Source organism: Thalassospira australica (genome assembly GCF_000763295.1).
In the GTDB taxonomy this organism is placed as follows: Bacteria; Pseudomonadota; Alphaproteobacteria; order Rhodospirillales; family Thalassospiraceae; genus Thalassospira; species Thalassospira australica.
Genome location: NZ_JRJE01000009.1, coordinates 1 through 21,620 on the forward strand (window position 1 = coordinate 1; position 21,620 = coordinate 21,620).

General features: G+C 53.2%; 22 protein-coding genes. 11 read left to right on the forward strand and 11 right to left on the reverse strand.

Going from position 1 to position 21,620, the window contains the following annotated elements:
- Positions 1–750 precede the first annotated feature (750 nt).
- Positions 751–2,058 (forward strand): M23 family metallopeptidase, encoded by a 1,308-nt coding sequence (locus JF44_RS0107530; RefSeq protein ID WP_238318392.1) that lies wholly within the window; start codon positions 751–753, stop codon positions 2,056–2,058.
- A gap of 203 nt (positions 2,059–2,261) precedes the next feature.
- Here JF44_RS0107530 and JF44_RS0107535 read toward each other — a convergent pair whose 3' ends face one another.
- Both JF44_RS0107535 and cyaY read right to left on the reverse strand, forming a co-directional pair.
- Positions 2,262–4,058, reverse strand: a complete 1,797-nt coding sequence (locus tag JF44_RS0107535; RefSeq protein WP_033068380.1) for an ABC transporter transmembrane domain-containing protein — start codon at positions 4,056–4,058, stop codon at positions 2,262–2,264.
- Between the two features lie 46 nt (positions 4,059–4,104).
- Positions 4,105–4,509: an iron donor protein CyaY gene (gene cyaY / locus JF44_RS0107540; protein WP_238318393.1), complete on the reverse strand. Its 405-nt coding sequence runs from the start codon at positions 4,507–4,509 to the stop codon at positions 4,105–4,107.
- A 203-nt stretch (positions 4,510–4,712) separates the two neighbouring features.
- On the opposite strand from cyaY, the gene rpmE reads away from it, so the two are divergent.
- Together rpmE and JF44_RS0107550 are read left to right on the forward strand one after the other, a co-directional pair.
- A complete protein-coding gene (rpmE, locus tag JF44_RS0107545; protein WP_008891651.1) occupies positions 4,713–4,937 on the forward strand; it encodes a 50S ribosomal protein L31 in 225 nt (74 codons plus the stop codon).
- A 256-nt stretch (positions 4,938–5,193) separates the two neighbouring features.
- The gene (locus tag JF44_RS0107550) at positions 5,194–7,029 is read left to right on the forward strand and encodes an adenylate/guanylate cyclase domain-containing protein (RefSeq protein ID WP_033068381.1); all 1,836 of its coding nucleotides are present in this window, start codon (positions 5,194–5,196) and stop codon (positions 7,027–7,029) included.
- A 139-nt stretch (positions 7,030–7,168) separates the two neighbouring features.
- Here the strand turns inward: JF44_RS0107550 and JF44_RS0107555 are convergent, their stop codons facing one another.
- Positions 7,169–7,615, reverse strand: a complete 447-nt coding sequence (locus JF44_RS0107555; RefSeq protein ID WP_033068382.1) for a DUF1465 family protein — start codon at positions 7,613–7,615, stop codon at positions 7,169–7,171.
- 503 nt (positions 7,616–8,118) lie between these two features.
- On the reverse strand, positions 8,119–8,313 hold the full coding sequence (locus JF44_RS0107560; protein WP_033068383.1) for a DUF1192 domain-containing protein: 195 nt from the start codon (positions 8,311–8,313) through the stop codon (positions 8,119–8,121).
- An 89-nt stretch (positions 8,314–8,402) separates the two neighbouring features.
- On the opposite strand from JF44_RS0107560, the gene JF44_RS0107565 reads away from it, so the two are divergent.
- The 3 genes from JF44_RS0107565 (at position 8,403) to JF44_RS0107575 (ending at position 11,371) form a co-directional block, all read left to right on the forward strand.
- Positions 8,403–9,410, forward strand: coding sequence for an NAD(P)H-quinone oxidoreductase (locus tag JF44_RS0107565; RefSeq protein ID WP_033068384.1), 1,008 nt, complete (start codon positions 8,403–8,405; stop codon positions 9,408–9,410).
- 300 nt (positions 9,411–9,710) lie between these two features.
- Positions 9,711–10,391, forward strand: a complete 681-nt coding sequence (locus JF44_RS0107570; RefSeq protein WP_033068385.1) for a DUF1013 domain-containing protein — start codon at positions 9,711–9,713, stop codon at positions 10,389–10,391.
- 167 nt (positions 10,392–10,558) lie between these two features.
- Complete coding sequence (locus tag JF44_RS0107575) at positions 10,559–11,371, forward strand: DeoR/GlpR family DNA-binding transcription regulator (RefSeq protein WP_033068386.1); 813 nt, start codon at positions 10,559–10,561, stop codon at positions 11,369–11,371.
- A 29-nt stretch (positions 11,372–11,400) separates the two neighbouring features.
- Here the strand turns inward: JF44_RS0107575 and JF44_RS0107580 are convergent, their stop codons facing one another.
- The gene (locus tag JF44_RS0107580; protein ID WP_033068582.1) at positions 11,401–13,296 is read right to left on the reverse strand and encodes a propionyl-CoA synthetase; all 1,896 of its coding nucleotides are present in this window, start codon (positions 13,294–13,296) and stop codon (positions 11,401–11,403) included.
- A 394-nt stretch (positions 13,297–13,690) separates the two neighbouring features.
- Positions 13,691–13,855, reverse strand: coding sequence for a YdcH family protein (locus JF44_RS20145; RefSeq protein WP_081944367.1), 165 nt, complete (start codon positions 13,853–13,855; stop codon positions 13,691–13,693).
- Positions 13,856–13,970: 115 nt separating this feature from the next.
- Here JF44_RS20145 and JF44_RS0107590 point away from each other — a divergent pair, with 115 nt between their 5' ends.
- A complete protein-coding gene (locus JF44_RS0107590; RefSeq protein WP_033068388.1) occupies positions 13,971–14,588 on the forward strand; it encodes a UbiX family flavin prenyltransferase in 618 nt (205 codons plus the stop codon).
- On the opposite strand, the gene JF44_RS0107595 is transcribed toward JF44_RS0107590, so the two are convergent.
- Positions 14,585–15,049, reverse strand: coding sequence for a TIGR02444 family protein (locus tag JF44_RS0107595; RefSeq protein ID WP_033068389.1), 465 nt, complete (start codon positions 15,047–15,049; stop codon positions 14,585–14,587). The genes JF44_RS0107590 and JF44_RS0107595 overlap by 4 nt on opposite strands.
- A gap of 27 nt (positions 15,050–15,076) precedes the next feature.
- Entirely contained in the window at positions 15,077–16,183 is a 1,107-nt protein-coding gene (locus JF44_RS0107600; protein WP_033068390.1) for an ATP-dependent 6-phosphofructokinase, read from the reverse strand.
- 109 nt (positions 16,184–16,292) lie between these two features.
- On the opposite strand from JF44_RS0107600, the gene JF44_RS0107605 reads away from it, so the two are divergent.
- Entirely contained in the window at positions 16,293–16,499 is a 207-nt protein-coding gene (locus JF44_RS0107605) for a YdcH family protein (RefSeq protein ID WP_033068391.1), read from the forward strand.
- Positions 16,500–16,569: 70 nt separating this feature from the next.
- On the opposite strand, the gene JF44_RS0107610 is transcribed toward JF44_RS0107605, so the two are convergent.
- Positions 16,570–17,406: a GGDEF domain-containing protein gene (locus JF44_RS0107610; protein ID WP_238318394.1), complete on the reverse strand. Its 837-nt coding sequence runs from the start codon at positions 17,404–17,406 to the stop codon at positions 16,570–16,572.
- Between the two features lie 260 nt (positions 17,407–17,666).
- Between JF44_RS0107610 and purE the strand changes: the two genes are divergently transcribed.
- From purE to JF44_RS0107625, 3 genes are all read left to right on the forward strand, one after another.
- Positions 17,667–18,167 carry a 5-(carboxyamino)imidazole ribonucleotide mutase gene (gene purE, locus JF44_RS0107615; protein WP_033068393.1) on the forward strand — a complete coding sequence of 167 codons (501 nt, stop codon included), beginning with the start codon at positions 17,667–17,669 and terminating at the stop codon, positions 18,165–18,167.
- Positions 18,168–18,289: 122 nt separating this feature from the next.
- Positions 18,290–19,378 carry a 5-(carboxyamino)imidazole ribonucleotide synthase gene (locus tag JF44_RS0107620; protein WP_033068394.1) on the forward strand — a complete coding sequence of 363 codons (1,089 nt, stop codon included), beginning with the start codon at positions 18,290–18,292 and terminating at the stop codon, positions 19,376–19,378.
- Between the two features lie 179 nt (positions 19,379–19,557).
- Entirely contained in the window at positions 19,558–20,238 is a 681-nt protein-coding gene (locus JF44_RS0107625) for a thermonuclease family protein (RefSeq protein WP_033068395.1), read from the forward strand.
- A gap of 103 nt (positions 20,239–20,341) precedes the next feature.
- Here the strand turns inward: JF44_RS0107625 and JF44_RS0107630 are convergent, their stop codons facing one another.
- Together JF44_RS0107630 and def are read right to left on the reverse strand one after the other, a co-directional pair.
- Entirely contained in the window at positions 20,342–21,037 is a 696-nt protein-coding gene (locus JF44_RS0107630; RefSeq protein WP_033068396.1) for a COQ9 family protein, read from the reverse strand.
- A complete protein-coding gene (gene def / locus JF44_RS0107635; RefSeq protein WP_033068397.1) occupies positions 21,038–21,613 on the reverse strand; it encodes a peptide deformylase in 576 nt (191 codons plus the stop codon).
- Positions 21,614–21,620 lie beyond the last annotated feature (7 nt).

The following is a 21,620-nucleotide window of genomic DNA, read 5'->3' on the forward strand; positions in this document are numbered from 1 at the left end:
TAAATTCAAACCGGTCCGTCGTCTCCAGGATGCACAGACTGTAGCGCCATAACGCTGCCCGCGCATCCCTTCCTACTGATCAACAATGTCAAAGAACTTTAAGGACCGAAGCCCCGTCCCGACCGCCCCGCGTCGCCGTTCTCGTTGGCGCCGCACTGCGTCGGTGGAGGCGGGTTATAGGGCCCACTCCCAAAACTGTCAAACCCTTTTTTGGAAAAAAACGACGGAAAAATCGTTTTTTGTGAATTTGTCCAAAACAAGCGGAAATCTGCCGAAATCAGACCATCACCCCTTGGTTGAGAAGCATGGAGCGTCACCTATCACCGAACCACCACCGCCCTTTCATGTTGCCCCACAACAGGGGAGCTTTGACAGCCCATTCGTCACGGCATAGAGGACACAAAACAACACATATATATAGACACTTTCATCCGGTCGCCGTCGGAGACCTCTGAAATGTCGCCTTGTTTCTCAGACCCAATAGAGGAATCGCCGCCAAACGTAGCTGCCTTGTTATTGCCATTCTCGGGTGGCAGATGATCGCCGCCCATCGGGATCAAAAGCACGAGAGTCCTTCAACGGTTCGTAAAGGAAATCGCGCCATTATACTGGTTTGGCATACACCTTTACCTGCGGTAATTCGCATTTCACATCGCTTGAGCTTTTATGTATAAGGTTTGAACCGATGTTGCCGTGAAGAGCAGCCGTGCGGGTAAACTGATTATTGGCTTTTAGGGGAGTTCTACGGCAATGGCCGGAAGAGACTTGGTTTCTATTGCGAGCGTGATGGTGATTCTGGGGGGAACAACCGGATATCTGCTATCGGATCATTATTCCAACGCTTCGGATACGGCCCTGTCCGCCAGCGCTGCCGAGAGCCATATGATGGACGGTGATGCAACCATCACCGAAACCGCCAGCATTCCAAATATTGAGCCGCGCCGTGAAACCGTGGTCCTGGAGCGCGGGTCCAACCTGATGGCGACCCTGACAGCGACGGGTCTTGAGCGTACGACCGCCTATAACGCGATTGAAGCGCTACGCGATGTCTATAATCCACGCAAGCTGCGCGCCGGTCAGGAATTTGATCTTGTTTATGCTGCCGCCCCGCATGAAGACAGCGAGTTCCTTGAACAGTTGAGCTTTCAGCCAGACCCGGAAACCATTGTATCGGTATCGCGCACCGACGAAGGCTTTGCCGCGTCTTCTGACAAAATTGATTTGACGACATCACAGAATGTTGCCTCGGGCACCATTGAGCAGAGCCTGTTTTTGGCTGCAGAGCGAAATGGTGTTCCGATCCCGGTTCTGATGGAGCTGATCGAGCTTTATTCCTATGAGGTTGACTTCCAGCGTGACATTCAGCCAGGCGACAGTTTCGAGATCATGTATCAGGAACTGGTTAATGATGCAGGCGAACTGGTTCGGTTCGGGAATGTGCTTTATGCCAGCATGACGCTGAGCGGTCATGAAGTCCGTTTGTATTCCTATACCGACAGCAAGGGTGAGACTGATTTCTATAATCAGAAGGGGGAATCTTATCGTCGTGCATTGATGCGGACCCCGATCAATGGCGCGCGCCTGTCGTCAGGGTATGGCAAGCGCAAGCACCCTATTCTTGGTTACACCAAGATGCATAAGGGCATCGACTTTGCCGCACCGACCGGAACCCCGATCTTTGCTGCCGGCAACGGGACGATTGCCAAGATTGGGCGCAATGGCGGATATGGCAATTACATCCTGATTCGTCACAATGATTCCTATGACACCGCCTATGCCCATATGAAGGGCTTTGCCAAAGGCCTGACCCAGGGATCGCGGGTTAAACAGGGCGACGTGATTGGCTATGTCGGCACGACAGGCCGTTCGACCGGACCGCACCTGCATTATGAAATCCTGAAGAACCATGCACAGGTCAACCCGATGAGAGTCAAAATGCCAAGTGGCAAGACGCTTAAGGGTGAGGAGCTGGACCGGTTCCTGGCCGATTCTGATATCTTACGCAAGCGCTATGCCGAGCTGTCGCTTGATAACAGAAAAATCGCCAGCGCCGAGTAAGGCCAAAGACAAAGACAACGACACATTCAAAACCCGCCCTTGTGGCGGGTTTTTTTTTCATACCGAAATTCCGGGGACAAGATCAAGCGCACCGCCCTTGCCCCGACGCATTGGGCACGGGCGGCAGGACCAAGCTTGGTTGCCTTGGTCGAAGTTGGGTTGCAGATAGAAGGAGTTGGGATCTGGAACAGCGTCGCAGAAGCTCAGGCTGCGTCGCGGTCAAATTGCAGCTTGGCCAGACGACCATAGAGTGGTGAGCTTTCAAGCAGCTCCTGATGGGTACCAATGGCAACCAGCTTGCCATCATCAATGACGGCAATCCGGTCCGCATGAAGGACCGTTGCCAGACGATGGGCAATCACAAGCGTGGTGCGTTCTGCCATGATGGTTTCAAGCGCCTTTTGCACCACCTGTTCGCTTTCCGCGTCGAGGGCACTGGTCGCTTCATCCAGCAGCAGGATCGAGGGGTTCCTCAAAATGGCACGTGCAATGGCGATACGTTGACGCTGCCCCCCCGAAAGGCGAACCCCCTTTTCACCAAGGAAGGTATCAAAGCCATCGGGCAAACGATCGAGAAATTCACTGGCGTGGCCAGCATCTGCTGCAGCACGCACTTCGGCATCAGTAGCATCCGGACGACCGTAGCGGATGTTGTCCCATGCATTTGCAGCAAAGATCACCGGGTCCTGTGCGACCAGGCCAATGCGTTCGCGCACAGTGACGGGATCGGCGGTGCGAATATCGACGCCGTCCACGCGAATTGTCCCACTGTCAGGATCATAGAACCGCAAAAGCAGCTGAAACACAGTGGTCTTGCCCGCCCCCGAAGGCCCGACAAGGGCGACGGTTTCGCCCGGCTTAACCGACAAATTAAGGCCTTCAAGCGCGGAACGATCCGGTCGTGCGGGATAATGGAAGGTTACGTCTTCGAAATCGACATGCCCCTGATGGGGAACCGGCAAGGCAACCGGGTTTTCCGGAGCCCTGATTTCAGGTTCTGTCGCCAGCAAGGCAACAAGACGTTCGGCAGCACCGGCCGCGCGTTGCAAATCACCGATCACTTCGCTGATCGCACCAACCGATCCCGCGACAACAACGGCATAGAAGACGAATGCAGAAAGTTCACCTGCGGAAATCGTACCATCAAGCACATCATGGCCACCAATCCACAGAATGGTGCCAACCGCGCCAAAGACCATGACAATCACAATGGCCGTCAGAAGCGCACGCGCCGAAATCCGGGCAACAGCGGTTTTGAACGCACTTTCGACATGGCCCTTAAAGCGGGTGCTTTCGATTTCCTCGTGGGTGTAGGCCTGAACCGTGCGCAGCGCATTCAGTGTTTCTTCGGAAAAGGCGCTGACATCGGCAACCCGATCCTGCGATTCCCGCGATAGTTTGCGGACACGACGTCCATAGCCAACAATCGGGATCACGACCAAGGGCACAACAAGCAAGACAAGGGCTGTGAGTTTGGGGCTGGTAATCGCCAGCATCGTCAGCCCGCCAACAAACATCAGGGCATTGCGAAGCGCGATAGACACGCTTGATCCAATGACAGCTTGCAGCAAGGTGGTGTCTGTTGTCAGCCTTGAAAGCACTTCGCCGGTACGAGTGACCTCGAAAAAGGCGGAATCAAGTCGGATGATATGACGATACACGGCCGCACGGATATCAGCGACAACCCGTTCCCCGATCCAGGAAACAAGGAAAAACCGCATATAGCTGGCACCTGCCAGCAAAAGGGTCACCGCGAACAGTACAAACAGGGCCCGATCCAGCAAAGCCCCGTCACCTTCGGCAAAGCCTTCGTCAACCAGCATGCGCAAGCCATTGCCAAGCGCAAGCACCGTGCCCGACGCTGTCACCAGCGCAATCAGCGCGCCAATAAGCTGCAAACGATATTTCGTGACAAAGGGAACGATCGCCCCAAGAGACGAAAGGTTCCGGCTGGTGTCACGATCAGAAAGCTTTGCAGAAGAAAGAGGTGTACGCGCCAAGGCACTTTATCCCGAATGCAGTGGGAACCACACGACCGACCAGAAGTCAGCCAAGATCAAGTTTGTTTCCGGTTTTCACCGCAAGATCCGCAGAAAGTTGATCATTGAGCGTGGTCGAGCCACGGGTAGACGTCCAGGTTTCGTTGTCTTCATCAAAATCATAATGGCTTGCACCGCTGACCGGCGAAGACAGCCATACCTGACGGTTCGGCCCATGCTTGTTGATGATGAATTGTTCACCCGAATCGAGTTCGATGGTCAAAATTCCTGACTGCAGATCGACTTCAAGGTCGTCACCCAGTACGTCATCAATAACATCCGATAGCGTTTCGATGGTTTCGTCAGCAATCTGATGGAAGCGGGTTTCCTCAAGGGCCACAGTCTTGTTCTCCGTCTGTCTTTGGGGGCCAAATGCCCCCGGCAAGGCGACAATCAATTGTTGGCGCACCATACTATATAAAGTGTGCTGTGCAAGTATGCATAAGAGCCCTTGCGAGAAAAGCTTGAAACCGAAGTCTGCTGCTGCTAAACGACCGCGAGATCGCTACTGCACTCCCCTCATTTGGCGTTAATCGGATAATTCCCGGTTACAGGGGTTGCGCGAGCCGATTTTTTACCTTATACACCGCGCTTCAAATTCCGGAGTGATAGGCGATGAAAAAAGATATCCATCCCGATTACCATGAAATCACCGTTCAGATGACTGACGGCAGCACCTTCACCACGCAGTCGACCTGGGGCAATCCGGGCGATGTGTTGAAGCTCGACATCGATCCGAAAAGCCACCCGGCTTGGACTGGTGTTCACCGTCTGCTGGACAGTGGCGGGCAGCTTGCGAAATTCAAAAAGCGCTTCGCTGGTTTCAATATCGGCAACTAAGCAAAAAACACATCCTTGTGTTTTGTGGGATCAGCGCCCGTCGCATCTTCTTGATGCCGCGGGCGTTTTTCTTTTGTGGCCTTGGGTTTTGAACAATTTGGCACAAGTGAAAGCGGTCGATGAAACCTGTGGTGGCTGGTATGCAGCATATCTGATGGTTATTTCGGCATTTTTTTGCCATAATCCCATTCGTTAGGATAAGGCAGCGCTGTTGATGCTGCCTGGACTTGCTTGTCAAGCATCATCAGGCTCTTAGATGAATCAAGTGGCTACGCGTAACCAGGTTAGTTATGAGGTCTATGTAAAAGACCGCTCAGGTCGTTGGCAGATCCACGGCCACTTTACCGGTGCGCAAAAAAAGCAAGCCGAAGAAGAAGCCAAACAGATTGAACGCGCCAATCACGTGTCGGGCGTGAAGGTCATTCGCGAGGTTTATAACCACGCAACCAACAGCTCCGACGAATATGTGGTTTATGAAACCCGTGGTCAGGGCAAACTGGAAAATACCAATCCCCAGGCCAAGCCAAAGCGTTCTTCTGCTGCCAAACCACAAGCAAAACCCCAAGCCCCCGCGCAAGCCCCGTCACGCGACGAGAAACCCGAACACAAGACGTCTGAGAAAGCGGCACCCGCGGCAAAGAAACCTGTCGCTGCGGGGAAATCAAACGCCCTGGCCGAAAGCCAGAGCCTTGTCGGCTTGGTCCTTAAGATGATGGTCGCCTTTTGTGTGGCAATTGCAATCGGGCTTGCCGCAATGCTGATTGCAGCCAAGGGGCTTGAACTGCTGCCGGGCATGGGCGTTAAAATCAGTCAGGGCTTTTTTGACAAAGCCAATTTCCTTTCCTTTACGATTGGCTTTTTGGCAAGCGTCGTGCCCATGCTGATGTCGCTGACCAAGAAATTCAAGGGCAGCGCAAGCAAGTCTTCAAGATCATACGCGCCGGTATCGCAGCCAAAGGCGCAACCACACGGCAAAAGACCGCCTGCTGGCCCATCAGACAATGGCAACGCCAAACGTAAATCTGCTGCTGAATTGGCCGCAGAGCTTGCCAATGACACGAACGATTCTGCTGACGACACTCCGTCATCTGAAGAAGAAAAAGAAAAACAGGAAGAGCTGTCAGAAGATCAGGAAGCCCCGATCGACGATACGCCTGACAAACCGCTGGTCGAAACCCGTGAAATGCGGGCCACACGCGATCAGATGAAGAACTTTATCACCGGTTCGATTGAGGCCATCCAACGTACTGTTCCAACGCTGGATGCTTATCACAAGTTTGGTGTTAATCTTTATGTGGCCGGCGCATGCGATGCATGTAGCGAGAAGAATGCCCTTGCTCAGAAAGATGGTCGAACCATCCTGCGTGATTGTATTTCTGCGCTTGGGGCCAACAAAAGCATGGCCGACACATTCTGCAAGAATGTTGACGACTATATCCTGGAGCCTAAATACAAGGATATGTATGGTGCCGGTCGACAATCGATGGATGCCTATATCAAGGATGAAAAAAGCATCATCACATCGGTTTCAAAAGCAATTGCAGACTGGAGCGAAAAGCCTGCAGCCGGAACACAAGGAGCAGCAGGCAAAAAGCTGCATGCCCTGATGTTTACCGATATTGTTGATTCAACCGCCAAAACCCAGGAACTGGGCGATCACGGCGCACAACAGATGGTGCATATTCATAACCAGATCGTGCGTACGGCCCTGATCAACAATTATGGCAAGGAAGTCAAACATATGGGGGATGGCATTATGGCCGTATTCCCCTCTTCTGGCAGTTCGGTCGAAGCCGCTATCGAGATTCAGAAGAACATGGTAGCGCATAACGCCAGTCAGGATATGAAATTCCAGATCCGGATCGGCATCAATGCCGGTGAAGCGATTGCCGAAGAAAACGACCTGTTTGGCAGCGTTGTGCAGCTTGCCGCCCGTGTTTGCGCCCAAGCAGGGGGTGACGAAACGCTGGTGTCAGACAACGTTAAAAAAACCTACAGCGGAAGCCGGGCCGCATTCGTGTCCAAAGGTACGCGACAGATGAAGGGCTTCTCGGAACCAATCGAGGTCTTCCAGGTACAAGCGCGCTCTTGATCGCGCCCTTTTGGTTTGCCTATAGAAGTATCCCTTAAAGCATCAACAGGCACATCACCGATTGGCTCATGCTCAGTTTCAGGCACATTTGCATGAACGTTACATCGCTGTATTGCTTGTCTGGAGAAGGTTAGCCTGATTATCCGTTGCAGCGCGCAGCGACCTGCAGTTCCATTCTGGCAGCCCGCATATAAAGCGCCTGTGCGCGCCCCATCAAATCAAGTAGTCCGGGCGAGAGAAAGCCACACGCTTCGTATCCGTCATCGGTGCACATTCGAATATCAATCATCAAGTCATTGATATCGATGGCCTCATCCCATTGAATTTCACCCTCTTCGACCGCACGCACGGAAAGAACCCACGCCATCGCCCGGATCAGACGTGTGGTCATACGCATTTCCTCGATACATTGGGCCACAGCTTCTCGTGTGTGTTTTTGTCTGTTCTGTCCACGATGCGCTGCTAAGTAGTTTCTCGCCTCGACAAGCAGGGTAAAGGCCTCATCGTAGGTCCGCGAGAAATGAACAACCGAGAAATTGCTATGATACGGTGTCGTGTCAGACGCCGGAGGATGCTCGTATGTCATCCTGAATATATTGGAAACCGGTGATGGTGCTTCAAGGCGCAAACTGCGCAAATAGAAAGACCGCCCACTTTCGGGGCGGCCTCACCTCAACCTGCTAAACTTGCCGGACTTTTTTTTGGTTTTGTTTTTGTTGTGGGCGAACTTTAGCCAGCGGTTCATAAGCGGTCAAGGCTATTAATGGCACAATTGTGACAATACGTATTAACCCGTACCACAATTATCCCACATTCCGGGTACATCGGGTTTTGACGACGCGACCGCCCCGCTTAAGATGCTGTGTAAAAACCAAAAAGAAAAAGAACCGCCCAAAAATGGGCGGCCCAGTTTAACAGGGAGGCATCGAAACATCACGTTCGACAAGGGGGTCAGTAAATGACCCTCTTACTCACATATAAGACGACAAGTTTAAATTTCAATTAACCCAAGGTTTAAAAAATTATCCTCACGTCTAGCTTATGGATAGTGTGCTTTATAGTGTGCCCTGAAGTCTGCTGTCTTCTGAATCAGCTTTTGAACAATGCTTCGGCGCCAGCAGCCACACCTTTGCGATGGGACAACGCCTCATCCACATGTTTAATTTCTCTCTCCAGTGCGGTGCGATAATCTTTAAGGCTATTGACCGACATCCCTTCGAGATTGCGCGGCAAGCCGAATTCACCGCCCTTGATGACAGCACCATCATCTTCTTCCACGATCATCCTCCATTCTTCAGGTCAGACTTTCCGTCATTGAAACACTGATAGACCCCAGATAGGTATAAAAACCAGTTTTCGCCAACGAGGTCACCATGTCCATTCCAGATTTACCTACCCACATGAACGCCATCGAAATCAAGAAACGGGATGACAGCCCCTATATGACTGTTGGTGAAATCGCATTGCCGGAATGTGGTCCGGATGATGTGCTGGTGCGGATTGCTGCGGCCGGGGTGAATCGCCCCGACCTGATGCAGGTTGCAGGTATGTATCCGCCCCCACCCGGCGCATCGGAAATTCCAGGGCTGGAATTGGCTGGCGAAGTGGTCATGGTCGGTGAAAACGTTCACAACTGGAAGTCTGGTGATACAGTCTGTGCGCTTGTGACCGGTGGCGGCTACGCGCAGTATGCGACCGTTCCGGCCGCACAGTGCCTTCCAGTCCCCAAAGGCCAAAGCATGGTGGATGCCGCAGGCCTGCCCGAAACCTTCTTTACGGTCTGGCACAATGTCTTTGACAAGGCGCAGCTACAGGCTGGCGAAACCTTTTTGGTTCACGGCGGAACGTCGGGTATCGGCACTACGGCCATACAACTTGCCAAGGCATTTGGTGCCAAAGTTATTGCCACCGCCGGCACGGATGAGAAATGTCAGGCCTGCCGTGAGCTGGGGGCAGATGTCGCGATCAACTACAAGACCCAGGACTTCGTCGACGAAGTCAAAACCGCAACCAACGGCAAGGGCGCCAATGTCATTCTTGATATGGTCGCAGGGGCCTACGTCAGCCGCAATTTCAAGGCCGCAGCGTTTGACGCACGCATCCTGATCATCGCATTTCTGCGCGGGCCCAAGGCCGAAACCAATTTTACACCGCTTTTGCTGAAACGCCTGACGCTGATGGGCTCAACATTGCGCGCCCAGCCTGTTGCAAACAAGGGTGCCATCGCAGATGCATTGCGTGAAAAAGTCTGGCCTCTGATCGAAGCAGGCAAGATTGCACCAGTCATTCACAAAACACTGCCGCTTGCACAGGCCGAAGACGCGCACGCCATATTGAAGGGTGGCGCGCACATCGGAAAAGTGATACTGGAAGTCGACTGATCGCGTATGGACGACGGTTTGATAGAATTTATCTGACCGATCCATGGCAACATGACTATGCTTGCGGTTCGAAAAGCAATATTCTTTTCGGAACGCCGCAACAGAGTGTTGCATTTACCCGCACATTGATCGAAAAGAACGCAATGGCGGGTCCGATGATGCGCAGCAACCTTTACGGTTGCCCTTGCTGCATTGCCGGACCACCAAAAGAGATTATATTCTGGGGCAGACATTCCCGTGCTTTTTGGGCCTTATACCCATTGCCGGTCTCCAGAGAGAAAGAAGGAAACAGGAGGAAATATGGCACAGCCCCTCATGCCCAAAGCAACCGCTGTATGGCTTATCGACAATACCGGCTTGTCGTTCCGGCAGATCGCCGCTTTTACCGAGCTGCACGAACTTGAAATTCAGGCAATCGCCGATGGCGATGTCGGACAAGGCATTGTTGGCCTCGACCCGGTTGCCAATGGTCAGCTAACGCAGGACGAGATTGCACGCTGCGAAAAAGATCCGCGCGAACTGCTGAAAATGGCAAAAACCGACCTGCCCCGCCCGCGCGCGCAGTCCAAAGGTGCCCGTTACACCCCGGTTTCAAAGCGCCAGGATCGCCCGAATGCGATTGCTTGGCTGCTCAAACATCACCCGGAACTTTCCGATGCACAGGTTTGCAAGCTGATTGGTACCACCAAGGATACCATTGGCAAAATCCGTGACCGTACGCACTGGAACTCGGCAAACCTTGCACCGCGCAACCCGGTTACCATGGGTCTTTGCACCGAACTTGATCTTGAAAAACAGGTCGTGATTGCACGTTCGAAGAACCCGGAAAAGATCGCCAAGGATGTTGAGCCCGATCCGCTGCCAGAAGAGCTGCAGATCAATCCGGAGCCGGATTACCCGGGCAAGAAGAACAACGAACGAAAAGAAGAGCCGAAAACTTCCGATTATATGGAAGCAGCAGAAAACCTCTTCAAATCCTGATAGACTTCAAAAAGGCCGCCTGATGGGCGGCCTTTTATATTTGGTTTCGCGCGCACAACGCGTAAGGTTTGTTTCACAGGATTGACGTTAAACCGTAACGCAACCGACATGAACGCTGCATACCATTCGCCAGCTTTTCAGATGAACAACACCGAAGAAACGTTTTCATGCAAAAACGCCCTACCGAACGCCAAGCCGGAATCGTAGAACTCGTCCGCGCAGATGGCTTCCAGACCATCGAACAACTTTCCGAACGCTTTGATGTAACCCCGCAGACCATCCGACGCGACGTCAATACGCTTTGCAATGAAGGTTTGCTACGTCGGCGTCACGGTGGTGTTGAACCAGCACTTGAGCATGAAAACATCGCCTATCGTGCCCGCAAGGTTTTAAATGTGAATGACAAGCGCAAAATCGCAGCTCTTGTCGCACGTGAAATCCCCAACGGCGCATCCCTTTTCTTTTCAATCGGGACGACGCCGGAATTGGTCGCAAGTGCGCTTTTGCAGCACCGGGATTTGCGCATTTTTACCAATAATCTCAATGTCGCATATGTTGCCGCAACCAATGACAGCTTTGAGGTCACCCTGATCGGTGGTCGTTTGCGCAATCGCGACCGTGATGTATTGGGACCAGAAGTCGAGGCATTTTTTAACAGCTATAAGGTTGACTACGGCATCTTTGGTGTTGGCGGCATCGACCCGGACGGCAGCCTGTTGGATTTCGACGAACAGGAAGTCCGCGCACGATCAGCCATCCTGAAAAATGCACGTAATTCATTTCTGGTCGCCGATCATACCAAGTTCGGCCGCAATGCAGTTGTCCGCGGCGGTTCCATCTGTGATGTCAGCGCATTCTTTAGCGATACCCCGCCGCCTGCACACATCGAACAGATCATCAGCAAATCCAGCGTCGCCCTGCACGTTCCCGAGGCCAGTACGGATTTTCCGACCTTTGTTCTTCCCGACGAAGCAGTTTAGAACCTGCAGCTACTGCGATGATTGATGATTTACTTCGCGTAACCGATCTCTTTTAAGGCTTCGGCGATTGCCGGCAGGATTGCCGGGTCATCAATGGTCGCGGGCGTGTTATAGCTTTCGCCATCGGCAATGGATCGCATGGTTTTGCGCAGAATTTTGCCCGAACGGGTTTTGGGCAAACGATCCACAACGGTTGCCTTCTTAAACGCCGCAACCGGACCGATCTGATCGCGGACCATGGCAACAACTTCTGCCAGGATGGCTTCATCGGGACGTGTGACACCCGATTTCAAAACAACAAAGCCCAACGGTACTTGGCCTTTCAAATCATCATGCACGCCAATAACGGCACATTCCGCGACGTCGGGATGACCCGACAGGACTTCTTCCATCCCTCCCGTCGACAAACGGTGTCCAGCAACATTGATGATGTCATCTGTGCGCGACATGACATAGACGTAGCCATCTTCGTCAACGAAACCGGCATCCCCGGTCGCGTAGTAGCCGGGAAATTCGTCAAGATAGGATGATCTGAACCGGTCTTCGTTCTGCCATAGAGTTGCCAAGGTGCCTGGTGGCAGCGGCAGTTTCGCTGCAAGCGCGCCGATCTGCCCACTTTCAAGAGGTTTCCCGATCTCATCAAGAACCTGAACATCCCAGCCGCAAGCCGCCACTGTCGGGGAACCATATTTGATCGGCAAAGTCTCGATACCGCGCGGATTGGCACAAATTGACCAGCCCGTTTCGGTTTGCCACCAATGGTCAATCACCGGCACACCAAGGCTGTTTTCTGCCCACTGAAGGGTATCAGGGTCGGATCGCTCCCCTGCCAGATACAAAGCCTCAAGACTGCTGAGGTCATAATTGGCCATATGGGCGGCCTTGGGATCATCACGTTTGATCGCACGAAACGCGGTCGGTGCGGTAAAGAGGACCTTGACCTTATGTTCGGAAATCACGCGCCAGAAGGCCCCGGCATCCGGGGTTCCCACCGGCTTTCCTTCAAACATGACGGTCGTGCAGCCCGCCAGAAGCGGTGCATAAACAATATAGGAATGCCCAACAACCCAGCCAACATCGGATGCAGCCCAATAAACATCACCAGCCTCGACATCATAGATATTTTTCATCGACCAGTGCAGCGCAACCATATGGCCGCCGTTATCACGTACAACCCCCTTGGGTTGCCCGGTCGTGCCCGACGTATAGAGGATGTAAAGCGGGTCAGTCGCATCGAGCGAAACACAATCAGACGGGGCGGCTTTTGCACATTCCACTTCCCAATCGTAATCGCGTCCGTCAATCAGCAACGCTTCGCTTTGCGGGCGCTGATATAAAATGACGCTTTCGGGTTTGTGTTCTGCCAAGGAGATCGCTTTATCAAGTAAGGGCTTGTAATCGATCACCCGTGATACTTCGATCCCGCAACTTGCCGACAGGATCAGTTTGGGTTTGGCGTCATTGATTCGCGTTGCCAGTTCGTTGGAGGCAAAGCCACCAAACACAACGGAATGGATCGCGCCGATACGCGCGCAGGCCAGCATCGCCATCGTGGCCTGCGGGATCATCGGCATATAAATGATGACGCGGTCGCCCTTGGTCACACCGCGCGCATGCAATGCACCGGCAAGTCGGGCAACATCATCACGCAAATGCGCATAGGTAATTGTCTGAACCGTATCGGTGACCGGGCTATCGTAAATCAGGGCTGTCTGATCGCCCCGCCCGTCTTCGATATGGCGATCCAGCGCGTTATAACAGGTATTAACCTTCGCACCCGTAAACCAGCGATAAAATGGCGGGTTGCTATCATCAAGAACACGGTCCCATTTCTTGTACCAGGATATGCCCTCAGCAGCTTCGGCCCAAAAGCCTTCCTTGTCGGCGATCGAACGTTCATAGATTTCCTGATAACGACCGGTCATTGGCATAAATCCTCCCGCGGTATTGGGTCTGATGCCCAAATGGAACGCGTCCTTAACGGCATACTGATAAATCGGCATCATAATACCGATTTAAATCAATGTTACCCCTTAGACATTGGTAGAGCCTTGCAACCCTTTGTTTTCTGCGGATTACAATTACTCAAAACAAATACAAATTGATCGCATCCGGATGATCAAACGTACCTGTTTACGGTCACGTTTTACATTTGGGGTGTAATTTGGGGATTTGAAGCGCAGACACAAAGTTGCCGCCTCACGCGTGGGCGACAAACGGAGGCGGCAAAAGCAAGAGTTCGGAAATCTGTGAGGTCGTCAAACCGTCTTCATGGGGGATCGCGCGTTTTTACACACGCGTTTAGCCATGCCAAGACGGCTAATGGGTTATTCGGTTTATCTCGTCTTTGATTTCAAGCTTGCGACGTTTAATGTCTGCAACGACGGAGTCGTCGGGCGCCGGGCGGCGCGTCTCGAGGTGGAGTTCCTGCTCAAGCGCAGCATGTTTGGCAGTAAGAGCTTCGATATGGCTTTGAACGCTCATTCGCCTACTCCTTATATCTGACATTGCCCACGAGAAGATGGTATTAATTTCGTAACATAATTTCCAGTGTTTCCATCACGAACGTGAACAAGAACACAGTCCGACAAGGAACAGCATGACGCAAAAAGATCGACTTATCATTGGCATAACCGGTGCATCCGGGGTGATTTACGGCATACGTTTTTTAGAGCTTCTCAAAAACACGCCGATTGAAACGCATCTGGTCTTGTCAAAGGCTGCTGAGCGGACCATTGCCTATGAGACCGATTTTAAAATCCGGGAAATCAAGGAGATGGCAGACGTCCTCCATGACAATGCGGACATCGGAGCATCCATTGCGTCCGGTTCATTCCGTGCCCGCGGTATGGTGATTGCCCCGTGCTCCATGAAGTCCCTGGCCGAGGTGGCAAGCGGAGTCGCGGACAACCTGATTGCGCGCGCTGCCGATGTTATGCTTAAGGAACGCCGTCGGCTTGTTCTGATGGCGCGTGAAACGCCGCTTCATGCCGGGCATATCCGCAACATGGCCCAAGCAACTGAAAACGGGGCGATTATCGCCCCACCCGTCCCGGCGTTTTATGCCCGTCCGCAATCCCTTGATGAGATGGTCACTCAAAGTTGCGGGCGGATTTTGGATCTGTTTGACATCGATCTGCCCGAAACCGCACGCTGGGGCGATACCGAGGCCACCAACCATATTCCGGTCACCGGAAAGGCAAAGACCCGCAGTTAGGCAATCTTCATCAAACCTGTCAAACCGGCAAACACCCGATCACATTCGGCCTGATCAAGATCGAAGCGGTTCGGGGAAAAATAGGCATGTGCTGCTGCCAGGGGATCATCACTCGGCACGGCTTGAACCGCCGCGCACAGGATATGCTGTTCGATGCGTTCGGCGTGCAATTCATCGGCTTTGACTTTCTGGCGCAGTTCCTGCGCGCTTTCCCCGGGCTGGTCCTTCAGGAAACGCCGGGTTTGACGCAACGGGATAATGACATTGTCGCGCCATGGCCTTACCGCGTCCTCAAGCGCGCTGATACTGTGGGGTGCCAAGCCTTTTTGCCCAAGGTACAACATGAAAAGCAGCATATTTACATCCAGGCCATAGCGGTCCTGCAGGTCCAGACACAGCTTTGCCACGCCGTCACGCCCATACATGCTGACCGTAAAGGTCCAGACTTCTTCCTGATCCATTTCCCAACCTGTTTGTTTTGTTTGCTCTTACACGGTCTTTGCCGTGCGTGCGATTTTTGGCGGATGGCCAAGATACGCACCAAGCCCCTGTGCCGTGGACACCATCGTCCCCGCCGTATCCACCAACCGCGGGCCGACAATAACATCTTTCATTGCAACATCGACGACTTTGCGCTGTGACCATGCAACCACACGATCAAACTTTTGTTCTGCAATAAGGTCCACCGCATAGACGCCAAATGCCGACGCAATCACCCGGTCGCGTGGCGATGGCGTTCCCCCGCGCTGAACATGCCCCAATACGGTAACCCGGGTTTCCCACCCGGTCCGGCGGCCCAACTCATCGGCCAACCAATGCCCAATCCCGCCATAGCGAACCTTTTGGCCATCATTGCCTTGGGTAACAGCGGCCCCATCATCGCGTTTCACAGCCTCGGCCACGATAACCAACGCATGATTGCGACCGCTTTTGCGGATATTCAGGCAATGCTTCGTCAATTCATCAAGATCGTAATCCATCTCAGGGATCAGGATGACATCCGCGCCCCCTGCAACACCGGCAAAAAGCGCGATATGCCCCGCATCACGTCCCATGACTTCAAGGATCATGATCCGTTCATGCGAGGCTGCGGTGGGCTGCAATCGATCAAGCGCATCGGTTGCAACATTTACTGCTGTGGTAAAGCCGATTGAATATTCGGTCTGGGCCAGATCGTTATCAACTGTCTTGGGAATGCCGACCAGGTTAATTCCGCCCATTTCGGCCAACCGGTGCAAAATCGCCATGCTGCCATCGCCGCCAATCCCGATCAGCGCATCCAGCCCAAGTTTCTGATATCCTTTGATAACCTCAGACGAACGATCGGCAAAGCTGCCATCGGGCATGGGATAATGGAACGGGTCGCCCTTGTTTACCGTTCCCAGAATGGTTCCACCAAGCCTGAGCATCCCGTCATTATTGACCTGATCGTTCAGGTCAACCGCCTGTGGCGGGTCCTGCATCAAACCGTGGGTGCCCTGTCGAATGCCGACCACATCCCACCCATACCCCAGAACCGCCCGACGCACGACAGCCAGAATGACCGCGTTCAAGCCGGCGCAATCACCACCACTGGTCAATATTCCTATGCGCATGGGTTTCTTTCCTGATTGTCGCCATTGTTGAAATAAAGCATATGGGTTGCCCAACTGATATCTGTTAATATCAGGGCTCCCTCGCATTGGTTATTAAGCTGGATCAAAAATGGACGAAATCAATCAGATCGAGATTGAAAAGAAACTTCATTCGTTACGCGAGGAACACCGCGATCTTGATATCGCGATTGAACAAATGGTTCAGGCCCCGCACCATGATCAATTGCGTCTTGGGCGAATGAAAAAGCGCAAACTCATCCTCAAAGACGAGATTCTTTATATCGAGTCGCAACTCGTCCCCGACATCATCGCGTAAATTTCAAAACCACTGCCCGATATCCCCTCCCCCGACAGTCTGACAGACTGCCGGGCGTAAGGAGCCAGACTTAAATTCCGTGAGGGATACGGGCAAGCTGTGCGAAATACATTTCCTTGTGCGCCCGAAGTGCGGCATCCGCAGCATTGAGCGCCGTCGTCGATGTATCGCCTTTTTCTGCTTCATGAAGCCCAAAAACGGGTTCAAGCATGATCGGATGGCCGTCATGGGTATAGGGATGCTGATCTAGCCACCGGGTAATGGCATCAACGCGCTGCCAGATATCTTCTTCGTCAACATTGTACATCAATGCGACGAAGTCATTGCAGCCAAGGTATCCCAGGTGATGCGGCGACATGATAAAGTCCGCCATAGTCCGCCGCACATAGTTAAACAAACCGTCTTTGCATTCCTGCCCATAGGTCTGCAGGATTTCATCAAGGTTGGACAGCTCACATAACAGAAGCATGCGGCTGGTTCTGTCGGTTCCGACCAATGCCATTTCATTTTCAAGAATTTGCATGAATGCTGGGCGGCTAAGCGCACCGGTAAAGGGATCCCGTCCCTCGTTGCGTGCAAGATCGGCCTGGCGTTTTTTCAGATCGCTAAGGTTTTCGGTCAGCCCGTTAATCCGCACCATCAACCGGCCAATCGCCTGTTCAACTGCCGGCGTGACCTGATGATCAGGGATGCCAAGGACATTTGCCATATCGGGCGTGTGGTAAGGGGCCTCGTCTACCGTATCTGGCACATCGTCGGTATCAATATCAACCTGATGCTTCTGATCGCGCACACGACGCTGTCCGGCATTTTTGCCATATGCAAAAACGCCGTACGGGCTTGATGGGTATCGCCCATCCCCGCCGCCCATCGAGGCTGTTGTTGATCCGGGCCTTGTGACTTTCATGTCTGACCTTCCGTGCTACCTGCACAGCTATATGAGATAATGGTAAATAATAGATCAAAAAGGAAAACAATTCACCCCTATTTTCAATCTATAGTAAGGATAGGATTGCTATTCTTTGGAATAGTCTAAACTTCTTAATAAGATTAGCCTGATGTACAGGGGTTTTCAGGGGAAGACAATCCTTCAAGTAAGCTTGCATCCTTGTTTGCGCTGCATATAATGCGGGCCTTCACGAAACCGCCCGAAACGGAGCCGCCATCATGAGCGATCAATCACCGGTCATCGGCATTATCATGGGAAGCCAGTCGGACTGGGAAACCATGAAAAATGCGGCAGATGTCCTTGATGCGCTGAACGTTGCCTATGAGACAAAAATCGTCTCGGCCCATCGCACACCTGATCGCCTGTATGATTATGCCAAAACGGCAAAATCGCGCGGACTTAAGGTCATCATTGCCGGTGCTGGTGGCGCGGCACACCTTCCGGGCATGGCATCTGCAATGACCCCGCTTCCGGTTTTGGGTGTTCCGGTTCAAAGCCGTGCGCTTAAAGGGCTCGATAGCCTGCTGTCGATTGTGCAGATGCCCGGTGGTGTTCCGGTTGGCACCCTTGCAATCGGGTCTGCCGGGGCGAAGAATGCCGGCCTGATGGCTGCCGAAATCATGGCCCTGATGGATGATGGCCTTGCCGCCCGTCTTGATGACTGGCGCGCGGCCCAGACCGCATCGGTCGCAGATGAACCGGTTGATCCTGCACCATGATTTAAAAAGGCGCGCCTAACGGGCGCGTTTTTGTTTATCAACGACATTTAGACGGTTGCCGCCAGACGGCTACCGCACTGGGCAACAGCTTCCCATCTGGAAGAGTTTTGATCGAGGATTACATGACGCAGGACTTCGACACGCGCATCATCGCTCCGGGCAGCACGATTGGTATTATGGGCAATGGCCAACTTGGGCGCATGGCGGCCTTCTGCGCAGCGGAACTGGGCTATAAGGTCCACGTTTTCGGCCCGGGTGCCGATAGCCCGACCGAACAGGTCTGTGCCAAGGCAACGGTTGCAGATTACAGCGATCTTGATGCCCTGCGCACGTTTGCCGAAGATGTCGATGTCGTGACGTTTGAATTTGAAAACGTCCCCCATGACAGCGTCAAACTGCTGGCCGATCTTGTTCCGGTGCGGCCGGGCTGGAAATGCCTGCATATTTCCCAAAACCGCCTGCGCGAAAAGACCTTTTGCAACGACAACGGCATTGGCACCGCACCGTTTGAAGCGGTTCGTTCACTTGCCGACCTTGAAGCCGCAGTTGCCAAACTTGGCCGCCCATCGGTCCTTAAGACCACTGAGCTCGGCTATGACGGCAAGGGGCAGGTCAAAATTGCCACGGATACCGACCTGGCTCAGGCATGGGCCGAAATGAACGGTGCAGAGGCAATCCTTGAAGGCTTTGTTTCCTTTGAGCGTGAAATCTCGGTCATCGTCGCACGCGGGATTGCAGGGGATACCGCCTGTTTCTGCCCGGTTGAGAACGTTCACACCAACCATATTCTTGATGTTACCGTTGCCCCGGCAGAAATCGCCGACGACCTTTCGAAAAAGGCAGAAGACATCGCGATCAAACTGGTCAGTGCGATGGAATTTGTCGGGCTTCTGGCGGTTGAGATGTTTGTTACCCGCGATGGTGACATTCTGGTCAATGAAGTCGCCCCGCGCCCGCACAACTCGGGTCACTGGACGATTGATGCCTGTATCACCAGTCAGTTCGAACAATTTGTCCGGGCCGTCTGCGGCCTGCCACTAGGCGATCCGGCACACCATTCCAAGGCGCGCATGAAGAACCTTCTGGGCGATGACATCAATGACTGGCAGGCAATTTTGACCGAGCCGAACGCCAAATTGCATCTTTATGGCAAGGCCGAAGCAAAACCCGGCCGGAAAATGGGTCATGTAACCTGGGTTCTGCCAAAGTAAGTCATCCGACACAAACCGTCTGACACCAATGTCGCCCCGGATGCCTGCTGCATTCGGGGCTTTTTTATATGTGTTTCATCGCGTTACCCACCCACACACCGAATTGGCATTTTGTGCCCAGTGGATTGGCATCTGGTTTGCTGTTGTCAGGGCAGGAAACTCTTTACGGATGACGCGTGATGAAAAAGCTTCTGATCATTCTTTCACTGATCCTTGGCCTGACCGCCATGGAAAGCCGCACAAACATGGCCCTGGCAACCCCGGGTGCTGCTGGCTTTCCCGACGTGGTCGAAGGCGACAAATTGCGCTTTGGCAGCATGATTGTCGAACTGTTTGGTATTCGCGCCCCAAAACCCGGCATGATCTGCCGGGCCGGGTCGGTTGAATTTCAGTGCGGCGCGGCAGCGGCACAGGCGCTGGATCGCATCATTGAAAATTACGCCATCAAATGTCAGCAGGTATCAAACGTGCAACTGTTCCCGATGCTGACGGAATGCCAGATGGGACAAAGCGATCTGAACCGCCTGATCCTGCGCGCCGGATGGGCGATGGTCGATATGGTTAGTTGTGACACACACCCGGCCTGCCCGACCTATTTGCGCGATCAGCAATTCGCCAAGGACAACAAAAAAGGCATCTGGATGGGAACCCCGCCTTCCGAACTGGTTGCCCTTGCTTCCAAGCCAACAGCCATTGACATCCAGAACGAGGATGACGCCACCAAACGCAAGGATGCGGCCAAAGATGCTGTCAAACCACACATCTTCGAGGCTCCAATTCAGGTTGATCTGGCCTCGGAGATGGAAAAGGCCAACGCACCGGACCGCACGCTTCTGAGTTTCCTTGACGTGGCGTTCTGATCCCGACTGCAATCAGAGTTTCCATTGCTTAAAACAAAACGCCGCCGCGCAATATACCGGTGGCGTTTTGTTTTAGGTCAGGACCTATTGATACGACTGGCGCTTAACCGCCAAACTGTCGGCGCATGCGGTTCGGGGTCGGTACGCACCGCGCGACCTTCGCGCCGAGCTTGAACGGCGCAGTCGCGACTTTACCGATCTTGCCAAATTTGGCGGTGATTTTCGGAATTTGCAGAACATTGCTGATGCGACGATCCAGAAACGCCCAGCTGTCGGCATGTCCATCAGATGTATCATCAAGCCAATAGGCAAGCGTGGAGCCATACACACCGGCAAGCAACATACGCTTGGTGTACCAATTATGGTCGGTCGATGTATCCCCTGCCGCAATCCACATTTTATCAACGGTTCCATGCGTCAGCTTAAGACCAAGGGCTGCATTCTGCGGCAGCGCCATGAAGGCAAGTGCTGCGCGCACCGTGTCTTTCTGATCTTCGACCAGATCAAGACGGGTTTTAACCGCAGTTGCAATGCGCTCGCGGATTTTCATATCATCAAGCCCCTTGGCATCAAGGGCCTCGACCATTTTGCGATCGGTCATTTCAACATAGGTAATGATGGCCTGACGAATGCCATTGGGAAACAGTCTGTCTACCTCACCCGGCGCAAGATCAAGATCCTCCGCACCAGCGTGCAATGACTGTTTGCTCCAGCCATCAAAAGGCACATGATCAAGGGCGGCCTCAACCAGTGCTTCGCGCTGCGCTTGCAGGCGGCTCATGCTTTCAGTGACAGACATTCAGGCCTCCTCGTCATCTGCTGGGGCGTCGGTTGCCCTAAAGGTAGTCTCGGGCGGGTTTTCGCGCAATTCTTCGTTAAATCCAAGAAGCGTCATGTCTTCCATACGTTCGGGATACATCACTCCGATCAAATGATCATATTCGTGCTGCACCACACGCGCATGAAAGCCGCCCGCAACCTGTTCGACAGCCTTGCCCTGTTCATTTAACCCGCGATACCGGATTTTGTTCCACCGCGGGACAACACCCTGCAGGCCAGGTATCGATAAACATCCTTCCCAACCATCCACGATTTCATCGCCAATCGGCTCGATTTCCGGGTTGATCAAAACACTTAACGGGATTTCACCGTCATCGGGATCGTCGCTTTTGCGAAGGGCAGGCACATAATAGACCATGATCGCCTTGGACTGAAAAACCTGCGGTGCCGCAAGGCCAACGCCCCCGGCATCCTTCATGGTTTCCTTCATGTCAGCAATCAGACGCTGAATTTCGGGATCAAGCGGGTCTTCGACCCTGTCTGCAACACGGCGCAAAACAGGGTGGCCCATCCGGGCAATTTTGAGGATCGACATAGCCTTA